General features: G+C 67.6%; 15 protein-coding genes. 12 read left to right on the top strand and 3 right to left on the bottom strand.

Going from position 1 to position 21612, the window contains the following annotated elements; all coding sequences use genetic code 11:
• The first annotated feature begins 76 nt into the window (after window positions 1-76).
• Window positions 77-823 carry a phosphoglyceromutase gene (locus tag ACT3S6_RS05730; RefSeq protein WP_444554150.1) on the top strand — a complete coding sequence of 249 codons (747 nt, stop codon included), beginning with the start codon at window positions 77-79 and terminating at the stop codon, window positions 821-823.
• Between the two features lie 85 nt (window positions 824-908).
• Here the strand turns inward: ACT3S6_RS05730 and phoU are convergent, their stop codons facing one another.
• Window positions 909-1568 (bottom strand): phosphate signaling complex protein PhoU, encoded by a 660-nt coding sequence (gene phoU / locus ACT3S6_RS05725; RefSeq protein ID WP_444554149.1) that lies wholly within the window; start codon window positions 1566-1568, stop codon window positions 909-911.
• Between the two features lie 178 nt (window positions 1569-1746).
• Between phoU and ACT3S6_RS05720 the strand changes: the two genes are divergently transcribed.
• Together ACT3S6_RS05720 and ACT3S6_RS05715 are read left to right on the top strand one after the other, a co-directional pair.
• A complete protein-coding gene (locus tag ACT3S6_RS05720; protein ID WP_444554148.1) occupies window positions 1747-2982 on the top strand; it encodes a sensor histidine kinase in 1236 nt (411 codons plus the stop codon).
• Window positions 2979-3659 (top strand): response regulator, encoded by a 681-nt coding sequence (locus tag ACT3S6_RS05715; protein WP_444554147.1) that lies wholly within the window; start codon window positions 2979-2981, stop codon window positions 3657-3659. Before ACT3S6_RS05720 ends, ACT3S6_RS05715 begins: the two co-directional genes overlap by 4 nt.
• A gap of 100 nt (window positions 3660-3759) precedes the next feature.
• Here the strand turns inward: ACT3S6_RS05715 and ACT3S6_RS05710 are convergent, their stop codons facing one another.
• Window positions 3760-4293, bottom strand: a complete 534-nt coding sequence (locus tag ACT3S6_RS05710) for a hypothetical protein (protein WP_444554146.1) — start codon at window positions 4291-4293, stop codon at window positions 3760-3762.
• 307 nt (window positions 4294-4600) lie between these two features.
• On the opposite strand from ACT3S6_RS05710, the gene ACT3S6_RS05705 reads away from it, so the two are divergent.
• The 6 genes from ACT3S6_RS05705 to glgX all read left to right on the top strand — a co-directional run bounded on the left by ACT3S6_RS05705 (window position 4601) and on the right by glgX (window position 11166).
• Window positions 4601-5083: a CarD family transcriptional regulator gene (locus ACT3S6_RS05705; protein WP_086995109.1), complete on the top strand. Its 483-nt coding sequence runs from the start codon at window positions 4601-4603 to the stop codon at window positions 5081-5083.
• Between the two features lie 98 nt (window positions 5084-5181).
• Window positions 5182-5964 carry a 2-C-methyl-D-erythritol 4-phosphate cytidylyltransferase gene (gene ispD / locus ACT3S6_RS05700; RefSeq protein ID WP_444554145.1) on the top strand — a complete coding sequence of 261 codons (783 nt, stop codon included), beginning with the start codon at window positions 5182-5184 and terminating at the stop codon, window positions 5962-5964.
• Entirely contained in the window at window positions 5961-6458 is a 498-nt protein-coding gene (gene ispF, locus ACT3S6_RS05695; protein ID WP_444554144.1) for a 2-C-methyl-D-erythritol 2,4-cyclodiphosphate synthase, read from the top strand. Before ispD ends, ispF begins: the two co-directional genes overlap by 4 nt.
• Window positions 6459-6467: 9 nt before the next feature.
• Complete coding sequence (gene cysS, locus ACT3S6_RS05690) at window positions 6468-7931, top strand: cysteine--tRNA ligase (RefSeq protein ID WP_444554143.1); 1464 nt, start codon at window positions 6468-6470, stop codon at window positions 7929-7931.
• Window positions 7932-8030: 99 nt separating this feature from the next.
• Entirely contained in the window at window positions 8031-9020 is a 990-nt protein-coding gene (gene rlmB, locus ACT3S6_RS05685; protein WP_444554142.1) for a 23S rRNA (guanosine(2251)-2'-O)-methyltransferase RlmB, read from the top strand.
• A 13-nt stretch (window positions 9021-9033) separates the two neighbouring features.
• Entirely contained in the window at window positions 9034-11166 is a 2133-nt protein-coding gene (gene glgX, locus ACT3S6_RS05680; RefSeq protein WP_444554141.1) for a glycogen debranching protein GlgX, read from the top strand.
• Here the strand turns inward: glgX and glgP are convergent.
• Window positions 11156-13708, bottom strand: coding sequence for an alpha-glucan family phosphorylase (gene glgP, locus ACT3S6_RS05675; protein WP_444554140.1), 2553 nt, complete (start codon window positions 13706-13708; stop codon window positions 11156-11158). The genes glgX and glgP overlap by 11 nt on opposite strands.
• Before the next feature lie 132 nt (window positions 13709-13840).
• Between glgP and ACT3S6_RS05670 the strand changes: the two genes are divergently transcribed.
• The 3 genes from ACT3S6_RS05670 to glgB are packed head-to-tail and all read left to right on the top strand — an operon-like array spanning window position 13841 to window position 21395.
• On the top strand, window positions 13841-15910 hold the full coding sequence (locus tag ACT3S6_RS05670) for an alpha-1,4-glucan--maltose-1-phosphate maltosyltransferase (RefSeq protein WP_444554139.1): 2070 nt from the start codon (window positions 13841-13843) through the stop codon (window positions 15908-15910).
• On the top strand, window positions 15910-17694 hold the full coding sequence (gene treS, locus ACT3S6_RS05665; protein ID WP_444554138.1) for a maltose alpha-D-glucosyltransferase: 1785 nt from the start codon (window positions 15910-15912) through the stop codon (window positions 17692-17694). Before ACT3S6_RS05670 ends, treS begins: the two co-directional genes overlap by 1 nt.
• The gene (gene glgB, locus ACT3S6_RS05660) at window positions 17691-21395 is read left to right on the top strand and encodes a 1,4-alpha-glucan branching protein GlgB (protein ID WP_444554137.1); all 3705 of its coding nucleotides are present in this window, start codon (window positions 17691-17693) and stop codon (window positions 21393-21395) included. The genes treS and glgB overlap by 4 nt, the downstream gene beginning before the upstream one ends.
• The last annotated feature ends 217 nt before the right edge of the window (window positions 21396-21612 follow it).

The following is a 21612-nucleotide window of genomic DNA, read 5'->3' as shown; positions in this document are numbered from 1 at the left end:
TATAGACCCGCCCCGGGCCCCGTCATGACCAGAAGCCGGTGAAAGTAACCGACTTCACGCCCGATAGGATGAAGTCATGACGCACACCCTGATCCTGCTCCGCCACGGGCAGAGCGAATGGAACGAAAAGAACCTCTTCACCGGCTGGTACGACGTGCCGCTGACCGAGAAGGGACGCGCGGAGGCCATCCGCGGCGGTGAGTTGCTCACCGAGGCCGGCCTCGTCCCCGACGTGCTGCACACCTCGCTGCTCAAACGCGCGACCATCACGGCCAACCTCGCCCTGGAAGCCGCGGATCTCTCATGGATCCCGGTCCGGCGTGACTGGCGGCTGAACGAGCGCCACTACGGGGCCCTGCAGGGCAAGGACAAGGCCCAGACCCTGGCCGAGTTCGGAGAGGAGCAGTTCATGGAATGGCGTCGCTCCTATGACACCCCGCCGCCGCCGCTGGACGACGACTCCGAGTTCTCCCAGATCGGGGACCGCCGCTACGCGGACCTGGGCGATGACGCGCCGCGCACCGAATGCCTCAAGGACGTGCTCGAGCGGATGCTGCCCTACTGGAACAGTGCCATCCGCCCCGATCTGGAGGCCGGCAAAACGGTCCTGGTCACCGCGCACGGCAACTCGTTGCGGGCCATGGTCAAGCATCTCGACGGCATTTCGGACGAGGACATCGCCTCGCTGAACATCCCCACGGGCATCCCGCTGGTCTACGAACTGGACGAGGACTTCACCCCCGTCACCCCCGGCGGACGCTACCTCGACGCGGACGCGGCGGCCGACGCCATCCAGGCCGTTGCCAACCAGGGACGCAAATAGCCCGTTCCCGGGAGGAATCCAGACCACACAGCCGGGGCCGGCCCGCGTATCGACGCGGACCGGCCCCGGCTGTGTCAGAGGTGGATCAGAGTGCCGCGCTCCCGGGCTCCCATTCCCCGGTGACCAGGTAGTTGACCTTGCGGGCCACGGAGACCCCGTGGTCGCCGTAGCGTTCCAGATAGCGGCTGGTCAGGGTCACATCGGCGGTGCGGGGCCCCGACTCGTTCCACTCGGGGCCGGCGACGGTCTTGAAGACGCTGGCGTGCAGGTCGTCGATCCGGGCGTTGAGCGCCACGATCTCCCGGGCGATCTCCAGATCCCGTGTTTCGAGCAGGGTGATCAGCTTCCGGGCGATCTGCACATCGAGTCCGGCCATCTCCGCGAAGACGGGGGTCACCGAGGCCGGGGCCACGGGGACCGGGAAACGGAGCCGGGTGAGCTGGGCGACGTGGCGGGCCAGATCGCCCATACGCTCGAGCGAGGCGCTCATGCGCAGCGAACCGACGATCATGCGCAGATCCGAGGCCACCGGTCCCTGCAGGGCCAGGACGTCGATGGCCCGCTCATCGAGCTGGGTCTGCATGAAGTCCACCCGGGCGTCCGCGGCGATGACCTCCTGGGCGATCTCGGTATCGGCCTCGGCATACGCCGTGTAGGCGCGTTCCATGGCATCGGCCACGAGTCCGGCCATCTGGGTCAGTTCCTCACCGATCGTCAGGAGTTCCGCCTGGAAGACCTTGCGCATGGGGTGTCCTTTCATCATGGTGTTCCCCCACGGTCAGGCAGGGGACGGGCACTGTAGTCATCAACACTGCCACCCCAACGTTAACCTCCGGGCCCTCGCGCATGAACATTCGGTGAATGGGCGCCGGGGCCCGTCCCGAGGGGCAGGAGCCGGACAGCGGCCCGGTTAGGGTGGGATCGTGGATGATGCACTGATCATAGTGATCGCCGGGCTCGTGGGGCTGGCGCTGGGCGTCGTGGGTCTGTTGGCCTACCGTTACAGCCGCCTGCAGCGCGAGGCGGTGACCGACGTCGGAGAGCCGACACTGCCCGACGGCGCCGCGGAGATCCTCTCCGTCGTCGGACGGGCCTTCGTCGTGGTCGATGACATCGACGGGGTCGTCCGGGCCAATCCGGCCGCCTATGCCTACGGGCTGGTCCGCGGGCACACCGTGGTCCATGCGGAACTGCTGGCCCTGGCCCGCAGGGTGCGTTCGGACGGGGTCATCGAGGAACGCCAGTTCGAACTGCCCCTGGGCCCGCTGGGCCAGGGGACGATCGTGGTGCATGTGCGCGTGGCTCCGCTGGGCGAGGAATACATCCTGTTGCTGGCCGACGACCGGACCGAGATCACCCGCACCGAGGCCATCCGCAATGACTTCGTCGCCAACGTCTCCCACGAGTTGAAGACGCCGGTGGGGGCCATCCAGCTGCTCTCCGAGGCCATCGACGGGGCCGCGGATGACGAAGTGGCGGTCAAACGCTTTTCCACCCGGCTGTATAAGGAAGCCCATCGGCTCGCGGCCCTGGTGCAGGACATCATCGAACTGTCCCGCCTGCAGGGCACCGACGTCGTCCTGCAGGGCCAACCGGTGGATGTGAACCGGATCGTGGCCGAAGCCGTGGACCGCAACCGGCTCACCGCCGAGGGCAAGGCCATCACGATCACCGTCGGCGGGGAGACCCGGGACCGGATCTTCGGGGAGCGTGATCTGCTGATGACCGCCTTCCGCAACCTCATCGACAACGCCATCCGCTATTCGCCCGAGGGCACCAACGTCGGGGTGGGCGTGCGCTCCCGCGACGGGCTGGTGCAGGTTTCGGTGACCGACCAGGGCCCCGGCATCGCCCCCGAGGAACAGGAACGCATCTTTGAGCGCTTCTACCGCGTCGATGCCGCCCGCTCGCGCCAGACCGGCGGCACCGGCCTGGGACTGAGCATCGTCAAGCACGTCATTTCCAACCACGGCGGCGAAGTCACGCTGTGGTCCCGCCCGGGGCAGGGCTCCACCTTCACGGTGCGCATGCCCCGGCACGAAGACGCCCACGGGGCGGCACGCGACCAGGGGCCGACCCCGGGCGTGGAGACCGCCACCGACCATCCGACCGGCGACGCCGAGGCGCGCCGGGCGATTGCAGAAGGAGACCGAACTTGACCCGCATCCTGGTGGTCGAAGACGAGGAGTCGCTCAGCGACCCGCTGGAATACCTGCTGACCAAGGAGGGATTCGAGATCCAGGTCGTCGACAACGGCCTCGATGCCGTCACCGAATTCGACCGCAACGGGGCCGATCTGGTCCTGCTGGACCTCATGCTCCCGGGCCAATCCGGCACCGAGGTCTGCCGGCAGCTGCGCCAGCGCTCATCGGTCCCGGTGATCATGCTGACGGCCAAGGACGCGGAAATCGACAAGGTCGTGGGTCTGGAGATCGGCGCCGACGACTACGTGACCAAACCCTATTCGGCGCGGGAGCTGATTGCGCGGATCCGGGCCGTGCTGCGCCGGCAGGGCGAACCGGAGGAACTGGTGGCCTCCACCATCCAGGCCGGGCCGGTGCGGATGGATGTGGAACGGCATACCGTCAGCGTGCACGGCGAGGCGGTGTCGTTCCCGTTGAAGGAGTTCGAGCTCTTGGAGATGCTGCTGCGCAATGCCGGGCGCGTGCTCACCCGGGGCCAGCTGATCGACCGGGTCTGGGGCTCGGACTACGTCGGGGACACCAAGACGCTCGATGTGCACGTCAAACGGCTGCGCTCAAAGATCGAACCCGACTCCGCGGCCCCGGTGCATCTGGTGACGGTGCGCGGGCTGGGCTATAAGTTCGAGTCCTGAGCAGCTGCCGGGGCGCCCCGGCAGCAGGACCAGAGAGCAATGGCCGGGGCCCGTGGAAGAACTTCCACGGGCCCCGGCCATCTCCAGCCGTGGTGGAGGATTACTCGCTGTCGAGAATCGGCTTGGTGGGCTCCAGATGCTTGACCGTGTCCTTGTTGTAGCCCTCCGGAAGGAACGGGCGGTACTCGGGCAGGGCACCGTTGACCACGGGGATCGATTCCTGGACGCTGTTGGAGCCGACCTTCAGGGTGGCGTCCACATGGGATCCGGGTTCGGCGCCGGCCTGGGGGATGACGGTCTTGTTCTCGTCGTCCTCGAGCTTGAGCGAAGTCTTCGCCGGAACCTTGATCTTGGTGGAGGTACCGTCGACCACCAGCTCAACCGAAGCGGGCTCGGAGGTGTCGTTGATCAGGCTGCCGATGGCGCGGGCCGGCTCATCGGCGGTGTTGGTGACCAGCAGCAGGTTGCGCACCTCGACATCGGCGACGTCGAAGACGATGCCATCCGAGGCCGCGTAGTGCATCGTGGTGGCTTGCTGGTTCACTGCGCCACAACCGGTCAGGCCGACCGCCAGCAGGGCGGCGGCAGCAACGGATGCGGTTCGGCGGCCGCGGAACTTCTGTGCGGTGATCACGGCACAAACTCCTCTATAAGGTTCATCTCTGGTGTTGTCGCACCCCTGCGGACGAGTGATCCCGCGTCAGGGCGTGAATAAGCGTTGGCCCCAGCCTAATCGGTATCGCAGCAAAAGTATGACTCGGCCGCACCCCGGATGAAGCAACCCTGTTTTAAAGCGGACCGCGGCCGACCGCGCGCACATAACATCAATCCCCGAAATGACAAGGGCTGATTATGGTCCCCTTTCCCGAGGAAGACCGGCAACTCGCCGAGGGCAGGGGTATTTCATGGTAAACTTGATGGTGGGAAAGGGGTTTATCCAGATGGTTTTTGAGGTTGGCGAGACGGTTGTTTACCCTCACCACGGTGCGGCGAAGATCGAAGAGATCAAAATGCGCACCATCAAGGGCGAAGAGAAGATGTATCTCAAGCTCAAGGTGGCGCAAGGCGATCTGACAATCGAGGTTCCGGCAGAGAATGTAGACCTGGTCGGCGTGAGGGACGTCGTTGATCAGGAAGGCCTGGATCACGTATTTGATGTCCTACGTGCCGAATTCACGGAGGAACCGACGAACTGGTCCCGCCGTTATAAGGCCAACTTGGAGAAGTTGGCCTCCGGGGACGTCGTCAAGGTGGCGGAGGTCGTACGCGACCTGTGGCGCCGGGACAACGACCGCGGACTTTCGGCCGGCGAAAAGCGCATGCTCGCGAAGGCGCGCCAGATCCTGATCAGCGAATTGGCCCTGGCCAAGAAGCTCGATGAGGAGAAGGCGGAAATCGTCCTCGACGAGGTGCTGGCCTCCTAAGGGAAGGCCGTCCAGCACGGCCGTCCACGTACGTCGAAAGGCCCGTCCACCCACCCGGGTGGACGGGCCTTTCTGCTGCCCGCCGCTAAGCTGGACCCGTGACTGCAACCACCTCCACCGGGCCCCGTGTCGGCATCATCCTCGTGGCCGCCGGCTCCGGCACCCGGCTGGGCCACGGGATCCCCAAGGCCCTGGTCGAAGTGGCCGGGACGACCTTGCTCGAACACGCCCTCCGGGCCGCCCTGACCTCCCGGACCGCCCACGAAATGGTCGTGGTGCTCCCGCCGGGGGAGGAGCGGCTGCTCGAGCTCTGCGCGGAGGCCGCCCGGAAGGCGGCTATTCCGCTGTCCACGGCGACGGGCGGCTCCTCACGCAACGACTCCGTCCGGGCCGGCCTGGCGGAACTGGGCGACGTCGACCACGTGCTGGTCCACGACGCCGCCCGCTGCCTGACCCCTGCCGACGTCTTCGTCCGGGTCGCCGCGGCCCTCGCCGCGGGGGCCACCGCCGTCGTCCCCGGTGTCGCCGTATCCGACACCATCAAATCGATCGACCCGAAGGCCCCGGCAACCGCCGGGATCCCCGGGGCCCACCGGGTCACCGGAACCCCCGACCGCTCGGGGCTGCGCGCCATCCAGACCCCCCAGGGCTTCGACGCCAGGGCCCTGGACGCCGCCCATGCCGGGGCCGCGACGCTGGGCGCGGCCGAAGCCGAAGCGATCACCGATGATGCCCGGTTGATGGAAGCCACTGGATCGGAGGTGCTCGTGGTCCCCGGGGCCGCCGACGCCTTCAAGATCACCACCGGGCTGGACCTCCTACTGGCCGAGGCCCTGCTGGCCAGCCGCACCCCGTCGACCCCCTCCCAGGAGCAGCCATGACCCCCCGCCCCCTCATCCCGCGCACCGGCATCGGTGTGGATGTGCACGCCTTCGACGAGACCGGGACGCGCGAACTCCGGCTGGCCGGGCTCCACTGGCCCGGCGAACGCGGGCTCAGCGGCCACTCGGACGGCGACGCCGTGGCCCACGCCGCCTGCGATGCCCTGTTCTCCGCCGCAGGGATCGGGGACCTGGGCACCCATTTCGGGACCGACCGGCCGGAATTCGCCGGCGCCTCAGGCCCCCGACTGCTGGCCGAAGCGGCCCGGCTGGTGCGTCAGGCGGGCTGGGAGATCGGCAACGTCTCCATCCAGTTCGTCTCCCGGCGACCCAAATTCGCCGCACGCCGCGAAGAGGCCAACGCGGTGCTCTCCGCGGCGGCAGGGGCCAGCATCACCGTCACCGCCACCACCTCGGACGGGCTCGGCTACGAGGGGGCCGGTGAGGGGCTGACCGTCTACGCCACGGCATTGGTCCACCCGCCCGTCAGCTAATCTGGTGCGGTGAGCATCCGTTTTTATGACACCAGGCAAGCACAGGTCCGCGACTTCGTCCCGCTGACACCGGGACGGGTGGGCCTCTACTACTGCGGTGCCACGGTCCAGGGCGTCCCGCATGTCGGGCACGTCCGGTCGGCCATCGCCTTCGACATCCTCGTGCGCTGGCTCGAATACCGCGGCCTGCGGGTCGATGTGGTCCGCAACGTCACCGACATCGACGACAAGATCCTCGACAAGTCAGCCGCCTCCTTCGCCGGGGACTTCGAGGGAGACGACCACTACCTCCCCGAGGAGGAATGGTTCGCCCTGGCCTACCGGTTCGAGCAGGCCTTCACCCGGGCCTACGACGGACTCGGTGTCCGCAGGCCCACCTACGAACCGCGGGCCACCGGCCATGTGACCGAAATGCATGAACTCATCACCCGCCTCATCGACGCCGGGCACGCCTACCCCGCGGACGACGATTCCGGCGACGTCTACTTCGACGTGAGGTCCTTCCCCGACTACGGGGCCCTGACCCGGCAACGGCTCGAGGACCTGCAGGACGCCGCCGATGCCGACCCGCGCGGTAAACGCGACCCCCGCGACTTCGCGTTGTGGAAAGGCAGCAAATCCACCGACCCGGCCAGCGCCTCCTGGCCCGGCCCGTGGGGTCGCGGACGCCCCGGCTGGCACCTGGAATGCTCGGCCATGGCCCGCAAATACCTGGGGGCCTCCTTCGACATCCATGGCGGCGGCCTGGACCTGCGCTTCCCGCACCACGAAAACGAACTGGCCCAGTCCACGGCGGCCGGCGACGGTTTCGCGAACTTCTGGATGCACAACGGGATGGTCACCTACGAGGGGGAGAAGATGTCGAAATCGATCGGCAACACCATCTCCCCCGAGGAGATGCTCGAGCAGGCTCCGGCCCGCGTGGTCCGCTACTTCCTGGGCCAGGCCCACTACCGTTCACAGCTGGACTACAAGCCCAGCTCGCTGCAGGAAGCCGGTGCGGCCCTGGAACGCATCGACAGCTTCGTCTCCCACGCGCTGCACCGTCTCTACGCGGTCGACGCCGGGGCCGACTTCGACCTGGAGCTGGAGCATTTCGCGGTCACCGACGATTTCGCCGCGGCCATGGACGAGGACCTCAACGTCCCGCAGGCCCTCGCCGCACTGCACGAGGTGGTCCGGGCGGGGAACACGGCGTTGGCCGATAATGATCTGTCCACCGCCGACCGGGCGCTGCAACAGGTCATGGCCATGACCTCCACGCTCGGGCTCGACGACGCCGTCGGCGCCGGCGACGGGGCCGTCCCCGGCAATGCCGTCCTGGACGATCTGGTGCGGGCCCAACTGGCCGAACGCGACCAGGCCCGCGCCTCCAAGGACTGGGCGAGGGCGGACACCATCCGCGATACGTTGTCCGCCGCCGGCGTCGTGGTCGAGGACTCCGCGGACGGGGCCCGGTGGACGCTGAAATAGGGTTCGTCAAAAACCTGCCGTTCCACCTGTAAAATGGAAGGTTGGCGGGTATTGCGACCGCGCGGACCCCGACCCCACCAACATCGAGGATTTCATCCCATGGCAACACCCAAGCGTCACGGCGGCGCACCGAAGAAGAAGAAGGGCCCCACCGTGGGCACCGGCGGCCACGGCCGCAAGTCACTCGAAGGCAAGGGCCCCACGCCCAAGGCCGAGGAGCGGACCTACCATCAGGCCTACCGCAGCCGCCAGCTCGCCGAGCGGGCGGCGGCCAAGCCCGGCGCGACCCGCCAACGCCCCGCCGGCCGCGGCGGTGGCCGCAGCAGGAACGCCGAGGAAATGGTCAGCGGACGCAACTCGGTGCTCGAGGCGCTGCGCGCCGACATCCCGGCCAAGGCGCTCTACCTGGCCATCCGCATCGATGTGGACGACCGGGTGCGGGAGATCCTGAAGCTGGCCGCCGACCGGGGACTGGCCGTCATGGAAACCGGCAAACCCGAGCTGGACCGGATGACCGACGAATCCATCCACCAGGGCCTGGCCCTGCAGGTGCCTCCCTACGACTACCCGGACGCACTGGAAACGGTGAAGGCGACACTGGCGAAGGTGGCCAAGGGCCATCTGGCCAACACCCCGCTGTTCATCGCCCTGGACGGGATCACCGATCCGCGCAACCTCGGGGCCATCATCCGGTCGGCCTCGGCCTTCGGCGCCCACGCGGTCATCGTCCCGGAACGCCGTTCCGCCGGACTGACCGCCTCGGCATGGAAGACCAGCGCCGGGGCAGCGGCCCGGGTCCCCGTGGCCCGCGCCACCAACCTGACGAACACGCTCAAGGCCATGAAGCAGGCCGGGGTGTATGTCGTCGGACTCGACGGGGACGGGGACGTGGACCTGACCGGCCTGCCGTTGGCCACCGAACCGCTGTGCATCGTCGTCGGATCCGAGGGCAAGGGCCTGTCGCGTCTGGTGAAGGAGAACTGCGACCAGATCGTTTCGATCCCCATCGAATCCGCGATGGAATCGCTGAACGCCTCCATGGCGGTGGGTATCACGCTCTACGAGATCGCGCGCCTGCGCAACGACTGAGCTGGACGAGCAGATGAAGCACAATCCCGAGGCCGGAAGCACACGCCTGGACCCCCCGACGGGTGGATCCACGGCCGTGATCTCCGGGATCTCCGCGGCGGTTCCGGGCCCGGGGGGCGAAACGGTGGACGACGCCGTGAACGTCGCCGTCTTCGCCCCGGACCTGGATTCCGTGGACGTCCATTACACGGACCCCTCGGGGCAACCGGTCCTCACCGTGCTGACCGGGCATACCGGACAGACGCATCATGGTCTGGTCAAGGGCCTGCGCCCCGGCGCCAGCTATGCCTTCTGGGCCCACGGGGCCGAGCTGCCGCAGGACGGGCAGCTCCTGCTGGATCCCTACGCCCGCGCCATCACCGAGGACGACGACGGGGTCCTGTGGGGGGTCCACGTCAGCGAAGACTTCGACTGGGGCGGGGACGCCCCGCCGATGGTTCCCTGGCGCAACACCGTCATCTACGAAGCCCATGTGCGCGGGCAGTCCATGCTGCACCCCGAGGTGCCGGAGGAACTGCGCGGCACCTATGCCGGGATGGCCCACCCTTCCGTCATCGACCACCTGTTGTCCCTGGGCGTCACGGCGGTGGAACTGCTGCCGATCCACTTCCACCTGGACGAACCCCACCTCCAGGAGCTCGGGCTGCCCAACTACTGGGGATACAACACCCTGGGCTTCTTCGCCCCGCACCCCGACTATGCCAGCGCCGCCGCCCGTGAGGCAGGACCGGCCGCGGTCCGTGACGAGCTCAAGGGCATGATCCGGCTGCTGCACCAGGCGGGGCTGGAAGTCATCCTGGACGTCGTCTACAACCACACCGCCGAAGGCGGGGCCGACCAGAAGACGTATTCGTGGCGGGGGCTGGGGAACCTGGCCTACTACCGGCACGACGACGCAGGCAACTATGTGGACACCACCGGGTGCGGGAACACCCTGGACTTCTCCACTCTGCCGGTGATCGAGATGGCCCTGGCCTCGCTGCGGCACTGGGTGGCCGACTACCATATCGACGGTTTCCGCTTCGATCTGGCGGTCACCCTGGGCCGTGACGAGGAGAACCGTTTCACCCCGCACCACCCGTTCCTGGAGGCCCTGTCCACCGATCCGTTACTTTCGCGCGTGAAGCTGATCGCCGAACCGTGGGATGTGGGCTACGACGGCTGGCAGACCGGCCGCTTCAACGCGGACTTCGCCGACTGGAACGACGGATACCGCGACACGGTCAGGGAATTCTGGGTCGCCGGCCGCGGGGCCCTCGACGGCGGAGGACAGGCGCCGAACGTCGCCCGGCTGGCCAGCGTGCTGGCGGGCTCCCGGGAGACCTTTGCCGCCTCGGGGAGGGGCCCGCTGGCGTCGATCAACCTGGTCACCGCCCACGACGGTTTCACACTGCGGGACCTGGTCAGCCACGACCGCAAACATAATGAGGCCAACGGCGAATCCAACCGGGACGGGTCCGACGATAACCGCAGCTACAACCACGGCATCGAGGGCATGAGCGCCGACGAAACCATCGACGAGGCCCGCCTGCAGACGGCCTCGAATGTCATGGGTACGCTGCTGCTCTCGCTGGGGGTCCCGATGATCACCGCGGGTGACGAGTTCGGCAAGACGCAGCGGGGCAACAACAACGCCTACTGCCAGGACAACGAACTGTCCTGGTTGGACTGGGACCCGGATGACTTCGGCGAGAAGATCCTGCGCCGCACCAAGGCCTTCTCCCGGATCCGCAAGGAATTCCTGCAGCATCAGCCGTTCGTCTATCCGACCATCGCCGAGAGCTCCTACCTGCTGTGGCTCAACGCCGAGGGCGTGCCCATGCGCCAGGAGGAGTGGACCGACGGCGGCACCCGGCTGGTGCAACTGCTGATGGGTTCCGCCTCGGGCAGCATCGACGGGCTGGTCGTGTTCAACGGGCATCTGGACGATCAGGGGATCCGCCTTCCCGCCGCGGACTCCCTGAAGGATTTCCGCCCCTCCGAAGCCGCCGAAACGACCTTCGAACTGCGCTACGGCACCGGGACGGGCCTGCGGTCACGCCAGGGCACCGTCTTCACCGCCGGGGACCAGGACACCGTGGAAGCCAATACGATCAGCATCTATCGCTGTGAGGCGCCCCGGAGCCGGGGGACCACTACCCCGTAGTGGCCACCAGCCCCAGTTCGGCGGACGAGGCCAGCAACGGGTGTCCCGGAACCACCCGGACCGCGTACCCGAATTCACCGGCGCGCTCCAGGGACCAGCTGCCCCGGAAGCGGAACCGGCCGTGGCCCAGATCCCCGGCCACCTCCAAGGGGTGCCTCGTGGACTCGGTCAGCTGGCCGTCGGCGTCGATTCGACCCTGGACGGCCTCGACCTGCACCGCCGCGGGAGAGAGCCCGCCGAGCCGCAGGTAGGCCTCGAGCCGGAAGACATCCCCCAGGGAGGGGTCGGGTCCCAGCCCCGGAGCCTCGACGTGTTCGATGACAACCTCCGGCCAGGCGGCGGTGACCTCCCGGATGAAGGAAGCCACCGAACGGGCCCCGGCGAAGTCCTCGGCCCCGGCAACGCGCCCCGAACGGGCCGCCGGCAGGTACAGGGTCTCCACATAGTCCCGGACCATGCGTTCGGCCGAGACCTGCGGTCCCAGGCTCGCCAGGGTATGGCGGATCATCGCCAACCACTTCCGCGGCACCGGCCCGTGACCGGGGGCCGAACCATCGTCGACGGACTGCCCGGGCTGGTGGGCGTAGAAACGCGGGGCCACGGTGGCCTCGATCAGCTCGTACAGTGCGGTGGCCTCGAAATCGTCGCGGTCCTCGGCCGCGGAGCCCTCGGGCGCCGTGGGAATGGCCCAGCCGTTGTCGCCGTCGTACATCTCGTCCCACCAGCCGTCCAGGACCGAGAGGTTCAGCCCGCCGTTCAGCGCGGCCTTCATCCCCGAGGTGCCGCACGCTTCGAGCGGGCGCAACGGGTTGTTCAACCAGACATCGCAGCCGGGGAAGAGCGTCCCGGCCATGGCCATGTCGTAGTTGGGCAAAAAGACGATCCGGTGGCGGACCTCGGGATCGTCGGTGAACTGCACGAGTTCCTGGATCATCTGCTTTCCGGCCTCGTCGGCCGGATGCGATTTGCCGGCGATGACCAGTTGGATGGGCCGGGTCGGATGCAGCAGGGCAGCCTTCAGGCGGGCCGGATCGCGCAACATGAGGGTCAGGCGCTTATAGGTCGGCACCCGGCGGGCGAAGCCCAGGGTCAGCACGTCGGGATCCAGCACCGCATCGGTCCATCCCAGCTCCGCGGCACCGGCACCACGGTCGAGCCAGGAGGCCTTCAGCCGGGCCCGGACCTCCTCGATGAGTTGGACGCGCAGTTCCCGGCGCACCGCCCACAGCTCCTCGTCGGTGAACTGCCGGGCTGCGGTGAGCCGGGTGATCCGCGGATCGACCCAGGTGGATTCGTGGACGCCGTTGGTGATCGACCCGATCGGTGTCTCTTCCGCCTCGAATCCGGGGTACAGACCCGAGAACATGTCGCGGGAGACCTGCCCATGCAACTTCGAGACCCCATTGGCCCGTTGGGCCAACCGCAAACCCATGGCGGCCATGTTGAAGACGTCCTGCCCACCGCCCAACGCCGTATCTGAGCCGAGGGCCAGCACCGAAGCCGTCGGCACCCCGGGGGCCAGGCCCGCGTCCAGGAAACGGGCGACCCGGTCGGCCTCGAACCGGTCGATCCCCGCCGGGACCGGGGTATGGGTGGTGAACAGGGTGCTGGCCCGCACCGCGGCCAAGGCCGTCTCGAAATCGAGGCCGTCACCCATCAGTTCGCGGAGGCGTTCGATGCCCAGGAATCCCGCATGGCCTTCATTGGTGTGGAAGACCTCGGGGGCGGCCGTCCCGGTCAGACGCGCATGGGCGCGCAGGGCCTTGACCCCGCCCATGCCCAGGAGCAGTTCCTGCTGCAACCGGTAGTCCCCGCCTCCGCCGTACAGCCGGTCGGTGATGGCCCGGGCCGCCTCGTCGTTGGCCGGGACGTTCGAATCCAACAGGAGCAACGGCACGCGGCCGACATCGGCCCGCCAGATCCGGGCGTGCAACTGCCGGCCGTCGGGCAAGGGCAGGGTCACCGTCACCTCGGAGCCGTCGGCCTCACGCACGACGGACAGGGGCAGCCCCGCCGGTTCCAGGACCGGGTAGGTTTCCTGCTGCCAGGCTTCGCGGGAGAGTGATTGCCTGAAATAGCCGGCCTGGTAGAGCAGCCCGACGGCCACCAGCGGAACCCCCAGATCGCTGGCCGCCTTGAGATGGTCGCCGGCCAGGATCCCCAGGCCGCCCGAATACTGCGGCAACATGGCACTGATCCCGTACTCGGGGGAGAAATAGGCGATGGCCGCCGGCGGTGGGGATTCCAGGGCCTGATACCAGCGCGGGGCCCGAAGATACTCTTCGAGTTCCCCGGCCTGCTCCCGGATCCGGGCCACCAGCGGGGCATCGTCGGCCAGGCGAGCCAGTCCGGCCCGATCGAAACGCCTCAACAGGGCCCGCGGATTCTGCCCCACGGCCTCCCAGCCGAGCGGGTCGAGATCACGGAACAGCTCGGCGGTGGGTCGGTGCCACGACCACCGAAGATTCGCAGCAAGGCGTTCCAGCCCGGAAATCTTCTCCGGCAGGACGGTATGGACGGTAAAACCTCGAATGGCCTTCACGTGCTGAACGCTAGCCTAGAAAGTCGCCAATGTGGACGGCCGGCCGTCATATTGCGCCGCGGCAGCCACCACAGGACGGCGGGCGGCACAGAGTCCTTGGCTTTACCGCCCGGACTGACTAGCGTCTATGACGTGAGCATCAGGCGCAGGTCCAGATTCGGCCGCATACCCGTTACCGACGTCTTCCCGGTCATCGAGGGCGGACGGTTCCCTGCGAAGGCCATCACCGGCCAGGATGTCCTGATCCGGTCGACGGCCTTCCGCGAAGGCCATGACGCCCTCGCCGTGGAGGCGGTCCTCTACGACCCTCAGGACCGCGAAGCCCACCGCGTGAGGATGCGTCCCGGGGCCCCCGGGCTCGATGAATGGGTCGGCAGCCTGCGCCCCACCACCGAGGGCGACTGGACTTTCGAGGTCGAAGCCTGGGACGACCCGCTGGGCACCTGGTGGCACGACGCCGGAATCAAGGTCGCCGCGGGCCTCGACACCGAACTGATGTTCGCCGAAGGGGTGTTGCTGTTGCGCGAGGCCGCCGCCGCATCCCCGAACGCCCGGATACTGGAAACCGCCGCGGCCACCGCGGCCGATACCTCGTTGCCCGACGCCACCCGGATGGCCGCCGCCTCCAGCGGGGAGGTCCGCGCCGAACTGTTCCAGCGTCCGCTGCGGCGCATGGTCACCGGCAGCGGCCGGTTCCCGTTGCTGGTCGAACGCGTCCTGGCCGGCCGGGGCGCCTGGTACGAATTCTTCCCCCGCTCCGAGGGGGCCCGCTTCGACCCTGCCACGGGGACCTACACCTCGGGGACCTTCGCCACGGCCGCCGACCGGCTGGAAGCGGTGGCCGGGATGGGCTTCGACGTCATCTACCTGCCGCCGATCCACCCGATCGGCAGGACCTTCAGGAAGGGCCCGAACAACACGTTGACCGCAGGGGACCACGACCCCGGTTCACCCTGGGCCATCGGTTCCGCCGCCGGCGGCCACGACGCCATCCACCCGGATCTGGGCACGGAAGCCGATTTCGCCGCGTTCGTGGAACGCGCCGAGGCACTGGGGCTGGAAGTGGCCCTGGATCTGGCCCTGCAGGCCTCTCCCGATCATCCCTGGGTGGCTGAGCACCCCGAATGGTTCACCACCCGGGCCGACGGGAGCATCGCCTACGCCGAGAACCCGCCGAAGAAATACCAGGACATCTACCCGCTGAACTTCGACAACGACCCGCAGGGTCTCAGCGCCGAGGTGCTGCGCATCGTCACCGTGTGGATCGAACGCGGGGTGCGGATCTTCCGGGTGGACAACCCCCATACCAAACCCGTCGGGTTCTGGGAGTGGCTCATCGCCGAGGTCACCGAGGATCACCCAGGCACCGTGTTCCTGGCCGAGGCGTTCACCCGGCCGGCCATGATGCATGCGTTGGGGCGGGCCGGGTTCCAGCAGTCCTACACGTATTTCACCTGGCGGAACACGAAGGAGGAGCTGGAGGAGTACCTCCCGCAGGTCTCCACCGGGACCTCGGCGTTCTTCCGTCCGAACTTCTTCGTGAACACCCCCGACATCCTCACCGAGTACCTGCAGTTCGGGGGACCTGCGGCCTTCAGGATCCGGGCCGCCCTCGCCGCGACGGCGTCCCCGCTCTGGGGGGTCTACGCGGGATACGAACTCTATGAACACGTCGCCCGGCCCGGAGCCGAGGAGTACATCGACAATGAGAAGTTCCAATACAAGATCCGCGACTTCGACAGCGCCGAGGTCGAGGGCCGTTCCCTGGCCCCTTACCTGCGTCGGCTCAACGCCATCCGCGCCGACCACCCGGCCTTGGGCGAATTGCAGAACCTCGTGATCCACCCCACCAGCGACGACGCCACCATCGCCTATTCCAAATCCCGACGGACCCACCCCGTGGGCCTGCCCGCCCCGGGGACCTCCGCGGCAGCGCCGGTCGAGCCCCCACAGGAAGAGGGCCAGGAGATCGACACCCTCATCATCGTGGTCAATACGGACCCCCATGGCGCCCGCGAATGCACCGTGAGCCTGGACCTGGAGGCGCTGGACCTGCGAGAGCAGGACCTGGACGAGGACGGTAGGTTCACCGTGGACGACCTGCTCACCGGGGGAAGCTGGAAGTGGTCGGCCCATAACTACGTCCGGCTGGATCCGCACCAGGAACCGGCCCATATCCTGCACATCCGCCGGGGCACCTGATGGCCAACCCGTACCAGCTCAACGTTCCGGGTCTGACCCATGATCCGCAATGGCATCGCAAGTCGGTGTTCTACGAGGTGCTGGTCCGGGCCTTCTCCGACGCCAACGGCGACGGGAGCGGGGATTTCGCCGGGTTGATCGACAAGCTCGACTACCTGCAATGGTTGGGGGTGGATTGCCTCTGGGTTCCCCCGTTCTACGAATCCCCGCTGCGTGACGGCGGCTACGACATCTCCGACTACTACGACGTGCTTGACGAATTCGGCACCATCGGCGATTTCCGCCGCCTGGTCGCCGAAGCGCACGAGCGCGGGCTGCGCATCATCATCGACCTGCCGATGAACCACACCTCCGATGAACACCCGTGGTTCCAGGCCTCCCGCCGGGACCCGGAAGGCGAATACGGGGATTTCTACGTCTGGTCCGATACCGACGAGAAGTACTCCGAGGCCCGCATCATCTTCGTGGACACCGAGGAATCGAACTGGGCCTTCGACCCGGTGCGCCGCCAGTTCTACTGGCACCGCTTCTTCGACCACCAGCCGGACCTGAACTTCGAGAACCCCCGGGTGCACGAGGCCATGTTCGACGTCGTGAGGTTCTGGCTTGATCTGGGGGTGGACGGATTCCGTGCCGACGCGATCCCCTACCTGTTCGAGGAGGAGGGGACCAACTGCGAGAACCTGCCGGCGACGCACGACTTCCTGCGCCGGCTCAGACAGCTCGTGGATTCCGAGTATCCCGGGCGCATCATCATCGCCGAGGCGAACCAGGCGCCGCAGGAAGTGGTTGAATACTTCGGTACGACCGAGGAGCCGGAATGCCATATGTGCTTCCACTTCCCGATCATGCCGCGGCTGTTCTATGCCCTCCGCGACCAGGTCGCCGCCCCGATCATCGAGGCCCTGGGCCAGACCCCCGACATCCCGTCCGGCACCCAATGGGGGACCTTCCTGCGCAACCACGACGAGTTGACGCTCGAAATGGTGACCCCCACCGAACGCGAAGCCATGCTCGGCTGGTATGCCCCGGACCCGCGGATGCGCGCCAACGTGGGCATCCGCCGCCGACTGACCCCGTTGCTGGATAATTCGCGGTCCGAACTCGAACTGATCCATGCCCTGCTCTTTGGTCTGCCCGGCAGCCCGTTCCTGTACTACGGGGACGAAATCGGGATGGGCGACAACATCTGGCTCGATGACCGCGACGCCTCGCGCACCCCCATGCAATGGAACCCCGACCGCAATGCCGGGTTCTCCGTCGCCGACCCCGGCCAGCTCTATCTTCCGGTGGTCCAATCCCTGGTCTACGGGTACACGAGCATCAACGTCGAACAGCAACTCGAGCACAGCGGGTCCTTCCTGCACTGGGTGCGGCAGATCCTGGGGGTGCGCCGCGAACATCCGGTCTTCGGCCTGGGGGACTACCGCAACGTCCCGGCCTCCAGCCCCAGCGTGCTGGCCTTCCTGCGCTTCCCCGAGGACCTGGGGGGCCACAAATCCACCCCCGAGGAGACCGATCAGGAGATGGAGACGCTGCTCTGCGTCTACAACCTGTCCCAACACCCGGTGGCCACCGAACTGGAACTGCCCGACTATGCGGGGCGCGGCCTGCGGGACATCTTCGGCGGCTCCCCCTTCCCTCCGGTGTCCCCCGAAGGGCGGTTGTCACTGGCCTTGGGCTCGCAGGGGTTCTACTGGTTGCGGTTGCGCTCGGTGCGCTCGGACGTCAATGCCACCTCGACCTCGACGCTTCCGGTCATCGACCCGGGGCGGCGGCGATGAGGTCCGACGCCGAGATCACCGGTGCGCTGGCCGGTTGGGTGGGGGAGCAACGGTGGTGTCCGGCACCCCGGGGGACGTTCACGCTGTCGGTGGTCGGGGTGCAGCCGGTCCCGCAGCCGGATCCCGACGCCCTGATGCTCAGCCTCCTGCTGGCCATCCACCCCAGCAGAACCTCCGATGAGGAGACCGGGCAACCAGGCGATAAATCATCTACTCATAATGTTTCGGTCGTGCAGGTCCCCGTGGTGTTGCGGCGATCTCCCGCCCAGGAACCGCCGCCCGTCCTGGGGGTCCTGGACGATCACGCCGTCCGGTCGCTGGCCCCGGAAACGACCGGCCTGCGGGCCGGGGGCAGCTGGCTGGTCCACGATGGAACCCAGGATCAGGGCTTCGTCAACGACTGGGCCGCCCTGATGCTCCAGAGCCCGCCCGGCCAGGGGCCGGAGCTGGCCCCGATGCGGGTCCTGGACGGGGAGCAATCCAACACCTCGGTGGTGCTTGAGGGGCCCCGCGGCCCGGTCATCATCAAGTTCTTCCGGGTCCCGTCGCCGGGGACCAACCCCGATGTGGAACTGGGCTCCTTGCTCTCGGAGGCCGGATCGCAGGACGTGCCCCGGACCGTGGCCACGCTGGACGGGCGGTGGACGGCCGGCGGGGCCGAGGTCGGCGGAACCCTGTCCGTCATGCGTGAATTCTTCGACGCGGCCCGCGACGCCTGGCGGCTGGCCAGCCTCGCGGCCCTCGACGACCGGGATTTCACCACCGAGGCCGCCGAACTCGGGCGGGCCGTGGCCCGTCTGCACCACCAACTGACCGAGGTCGCCCCCACCGCCGTGGCCAGCGCGGCGGAAACCGCGGCGTTCATCGCGGCCCTGCGGGCCCGGCTCGTCTGGGGGTGGGAACGGGCGGCCCCTGCCGACGGGGCCCTGGCCGATGCGTTCGGCGAGGTCCTGGAATCACTGGGCGCCCTGGGCCGGCTGCCGTTGCTGCAGCGGATCCACGGGGACCTCCATCTGGGCCAGGTCCTGGCCACCGAAGACCACGGATGGGTGGTCCTGGACTTCGAAGGCGAACCTCTGCGCAGTGCAGGGGAGCGGCGGGCGCCGGATGTGGCGCTGCGCGACGTGGTGGGCATGCTGCGGTCCTTCGATTACGCGGCGGGACGGGCCACCCACCCCGAGGTGTCCTCCTCAACCGCTGCCCCGGCTCCCGAGGCGGCCCACCAGGCGGCCCGCCAATGGTCGGCGCGGACCCGCAAGGCGTTCCTGAGGGGGTACCGTGAGGAAACGGGCGAGGCCGTCGACATCCAGTCGCCGCTCTTTCTGGCCCTCTGGCTGGACAAGGCCCTCTATGAAGTCGTGTACGAACGGCAAAACAGGCCGACCTGGGAACAGGTACCGGCCTCGGCGGTCCAGGAGGTCCTCTCAGCCATGCAGCACCCAGCGGATTCACCCCGGCGGGCCGAAACAGGCGCCGCAGCAACCCCCGGTGCCGCGGAGGGCGCCTCGACACCCCGCCCGATCACGGCCGAGGTGTTGGAAGCCGTCGCCGAAGGCCGCTTCCATGCACCCCACGGAGTCCTCGGGGCCCATCTGGGCAACGACGGCTCGATCACCGTGCGCACCCTGCGCAAACTTGCGAGCACCGTCACCCTGGTCACCGACAACGACCGCCGGGAGATGACCCATGAGTACGACGGCGTCTGGGTGGCGGTGTTGGCTCCTCCGACGGGACGCGAAGGGACCGTGCCCGACTACCGGCTCGAGGTCGGCTATCCGGGGTCTGCCCCGGTGTTGGTCGACGATGCCTACCACTACCTGCCCACGCTGGGGGAGATCGACCTGCATCTCATCGGGGAGGGGCGCCATGAGCGCCTCTGGCAGGTCCTCGGGGCCCGGGTGCGCAGATACCACACGGTGATGGGCAACTGCGAGGGCACGGGGTTCGCCCTCTGGGCCCCCAACGCCCAGGCGGTCCGGGTGGTCGGGGACTTCAATGACTGGGACGGAACCGGCAACGCCATGCGTTCGCTGGGACGGTCCGGGGTCTGGGAGCTCTACATCCCCGGGGTCGTCGCCGGGGCGATCTACAAATTCGAGATCCTCGGCCAGGACGGCCATTGGAGGCAGAAGGCCGACCCGATGGCCCGGCACACCGAGATCCCTCCGTTGACCGGATCCGTCGTCGTGGAATCCTCCTATGGCTTCCAGGACGCCGAATGGATGGCGTCCCGGGCCCAGACCGACCCGCATGCCGGCCCGATGAGCGTCTATGAAGTGCATCTGGGCTCCTGGCGCCCCGGACTGGACTACCGCGAAATGGCCGAGCAGCTCAGCGAATACGTGACCTGGCAGGGATTCACCCATGTGGAGCTGATGCCCGTGGCCGAACACCCGTTCGGAGGATCCTGGGGCTATCAGGTGACCTCCTACTATGCCCCGACCTCGCGCTTCGGCCACCCCGACGATTTCCGATACTTCGTGGACCGGCTGCACCAGGCGGGTATCGGGATCATCATGGATTGGGTTCCCGCCCATTTCCCCAAGGATGAATGGGCCCTGGCCCGGATGGATGGGCAGCCTCTCTACGAGCACCCCGATCCGCGCCGCGGGGAGCATCCCGACTGGGGGACCCTGGTCTTCGACTTCGGACGCAACGAGGTCCGCAACTTCCTGGTGGCCAACGCGCTGTACTGGATGGACGAGTTCCATATCGACGGGCTGCGCGTGGATGCCGTGGCATCCATGCTCTATCTAGACTATTCACGCGAAGACGGAGGATGGGAACCCAACATCCATGGCGGGCGGGAGAACCTGGAAGCGATCGCCTTCCTGCAGGAGCTCAACGCCACGGCGTACCGGCTGAATCCCGGCATTGCGATGATCGCCGAGGAATCTACGGCCTTCCCCGGGGTCACCGGCGACACCAGCGGAGGTGGGCTCGGCTTCGGGCTGAAGTGGAACATGGGCTGGATGCACGACTCGCTGGAGTACATGTCGGAGGACCCGATCCATCGCTCCTACCACCACAACAAGATCACCTTCTCCATGGCCTACGCCTATACGGAGAACTTCCTGCTGCCGATCAGCCACGATGAAGTGGTCCATGGGAAGGGCTCGCTGCTGCGCCGCATGCCCGGTGACCGCTGGCGCCAGCTCGCCCAGGTCAGGGCCTACCTGGCCTTCCAATGGGCCCACCCGGGCAAGCAACTGATCTTCATGGGCACCGAATTCGCCCAGGAGGGGGAGTGGAGCGAACAGCACGGGCTCGACTGGTGGGTGGCCGATACCCACCAGCACCGCGGGGTCCAGCTGACCGTGAAGGCGCTGAACGGAATCTACCGGGAACTGCCGGCACTGTGGGAACTGGATCACGACCCGGCGGGCTTCGCCTGGATCAATGACCACGAGGCAGCGGGCAACACCCTGAGCTTCATCCGGCGGGACGAGCAGGGCGAGGCGATGGTCTGCGTCGCGAACTTCTCGGGCGAACCCCACAGCGGCTATCGACTCGGCCTGCCGGCTGCCGGGGCCTGGACCGAGGCGCTCAATACAGATGCCGAGGAGTTTGGTGGTTCCGGGGTCGCCAACCCCGGAACGCTCGAGGCGGATGGCCCCGCCCACGACGGCCAGCCGGTTTCGGCCACCGTGGACCTGCCCCCGTTGGGCGTGATCTACCTGGTCCCCGGCAGCATCAGCTGACCCGGCCCCAAGAACCCCGGAAACACGGGGTTCTTGGGGCGGCCAGTCGGGGAGGAAGCCTCCGATTAGGTGAACCAGCAGGATATGGGTATAGTTATTTCCCGCGCCGGTCGCCAATAAAACTTCTCCACGGAGAGGCCCACGGGACGGTGCAGACTTCCGAAAAGTTGGAGAAACGGTCGATTTGACCGGGATCCAGCCACCGGGTAAGTTAGAT

Origin of the sequence: Arthrobacter sp. AOP36-C1-22 (assembly GCF_052377515.1) — a bacterium.
Taxonomy (GTDB): Bacteria; Actinomycetota; Actinomycetes; order Actinomycetales; family Micrococcaceae; genus Arthrobacter_H.
The sequence above is the reverse complement of the archived record's forward strand: the minus strand, read 5'-3'. Positions and strand labels throughout refer to the sequence as shown.

What these genes read in the sequence shown, in the direction of transcription:
- ACT3S6_RS05730 (WP_444554150.1), top strand. Translation starts at nt 77, where the DNA reads ATGACGCACACCCTGATCCTGCTCCGCCACGGGCAGAGCGAATGGAAC.
- phoU (WP_444554149.1), bottom strand. Translation starts at nt 1,568, where the DNA reads ATGCGCAAGGTCTTCCAGGCGGAACTCCTGACGATCGGTGAGGAACTG.
- ACT3S6_RS05705 (WP_086995109.1), top strand. Translation starts at nt 4,601, where the DNA reads ATGGTTTTTGAGGTTGGCGAGACGGTTGTTTACCCTCACCACGGTGCG.
- ispF (WP_444554144.1), top strand. Translation starts at nt 5,961, where the DNA reads ATGACCCCCCGCCCCCTCATCCCGCGCACCGGCATCGGTGTGGATGTG.
- rlmB (WP_444554142.1), top strand. Translation starts at nt 8,031, where the DNA reads ATGGCAACACCCAAGCGTCACGGCGGCGCACCGAAGAAGAAGAAGGGC.
- glgX (WP_444554141.1), top strand. Translation starts at nt 9,034, where the DNA reads ATGAAGCACAATCCCGAGGCCGGAAGCACACGCCTGGACCCCCCGACG.
- treS (WP_444554138.1), top strand. Translation starts at nt 15,910, where the DNA reads ATGGCCAACCCGTACCAGCTCAACGTTCCGGGTCTGACCCATGATCCG.
- glgB (WP_444554137.1), top strand. Translation starts at nt 17,691, where the DNA reads ATGAGGTCCGACGCCGAGATCACCGGTGCGCTGGCCGGTTGGGTGGGG.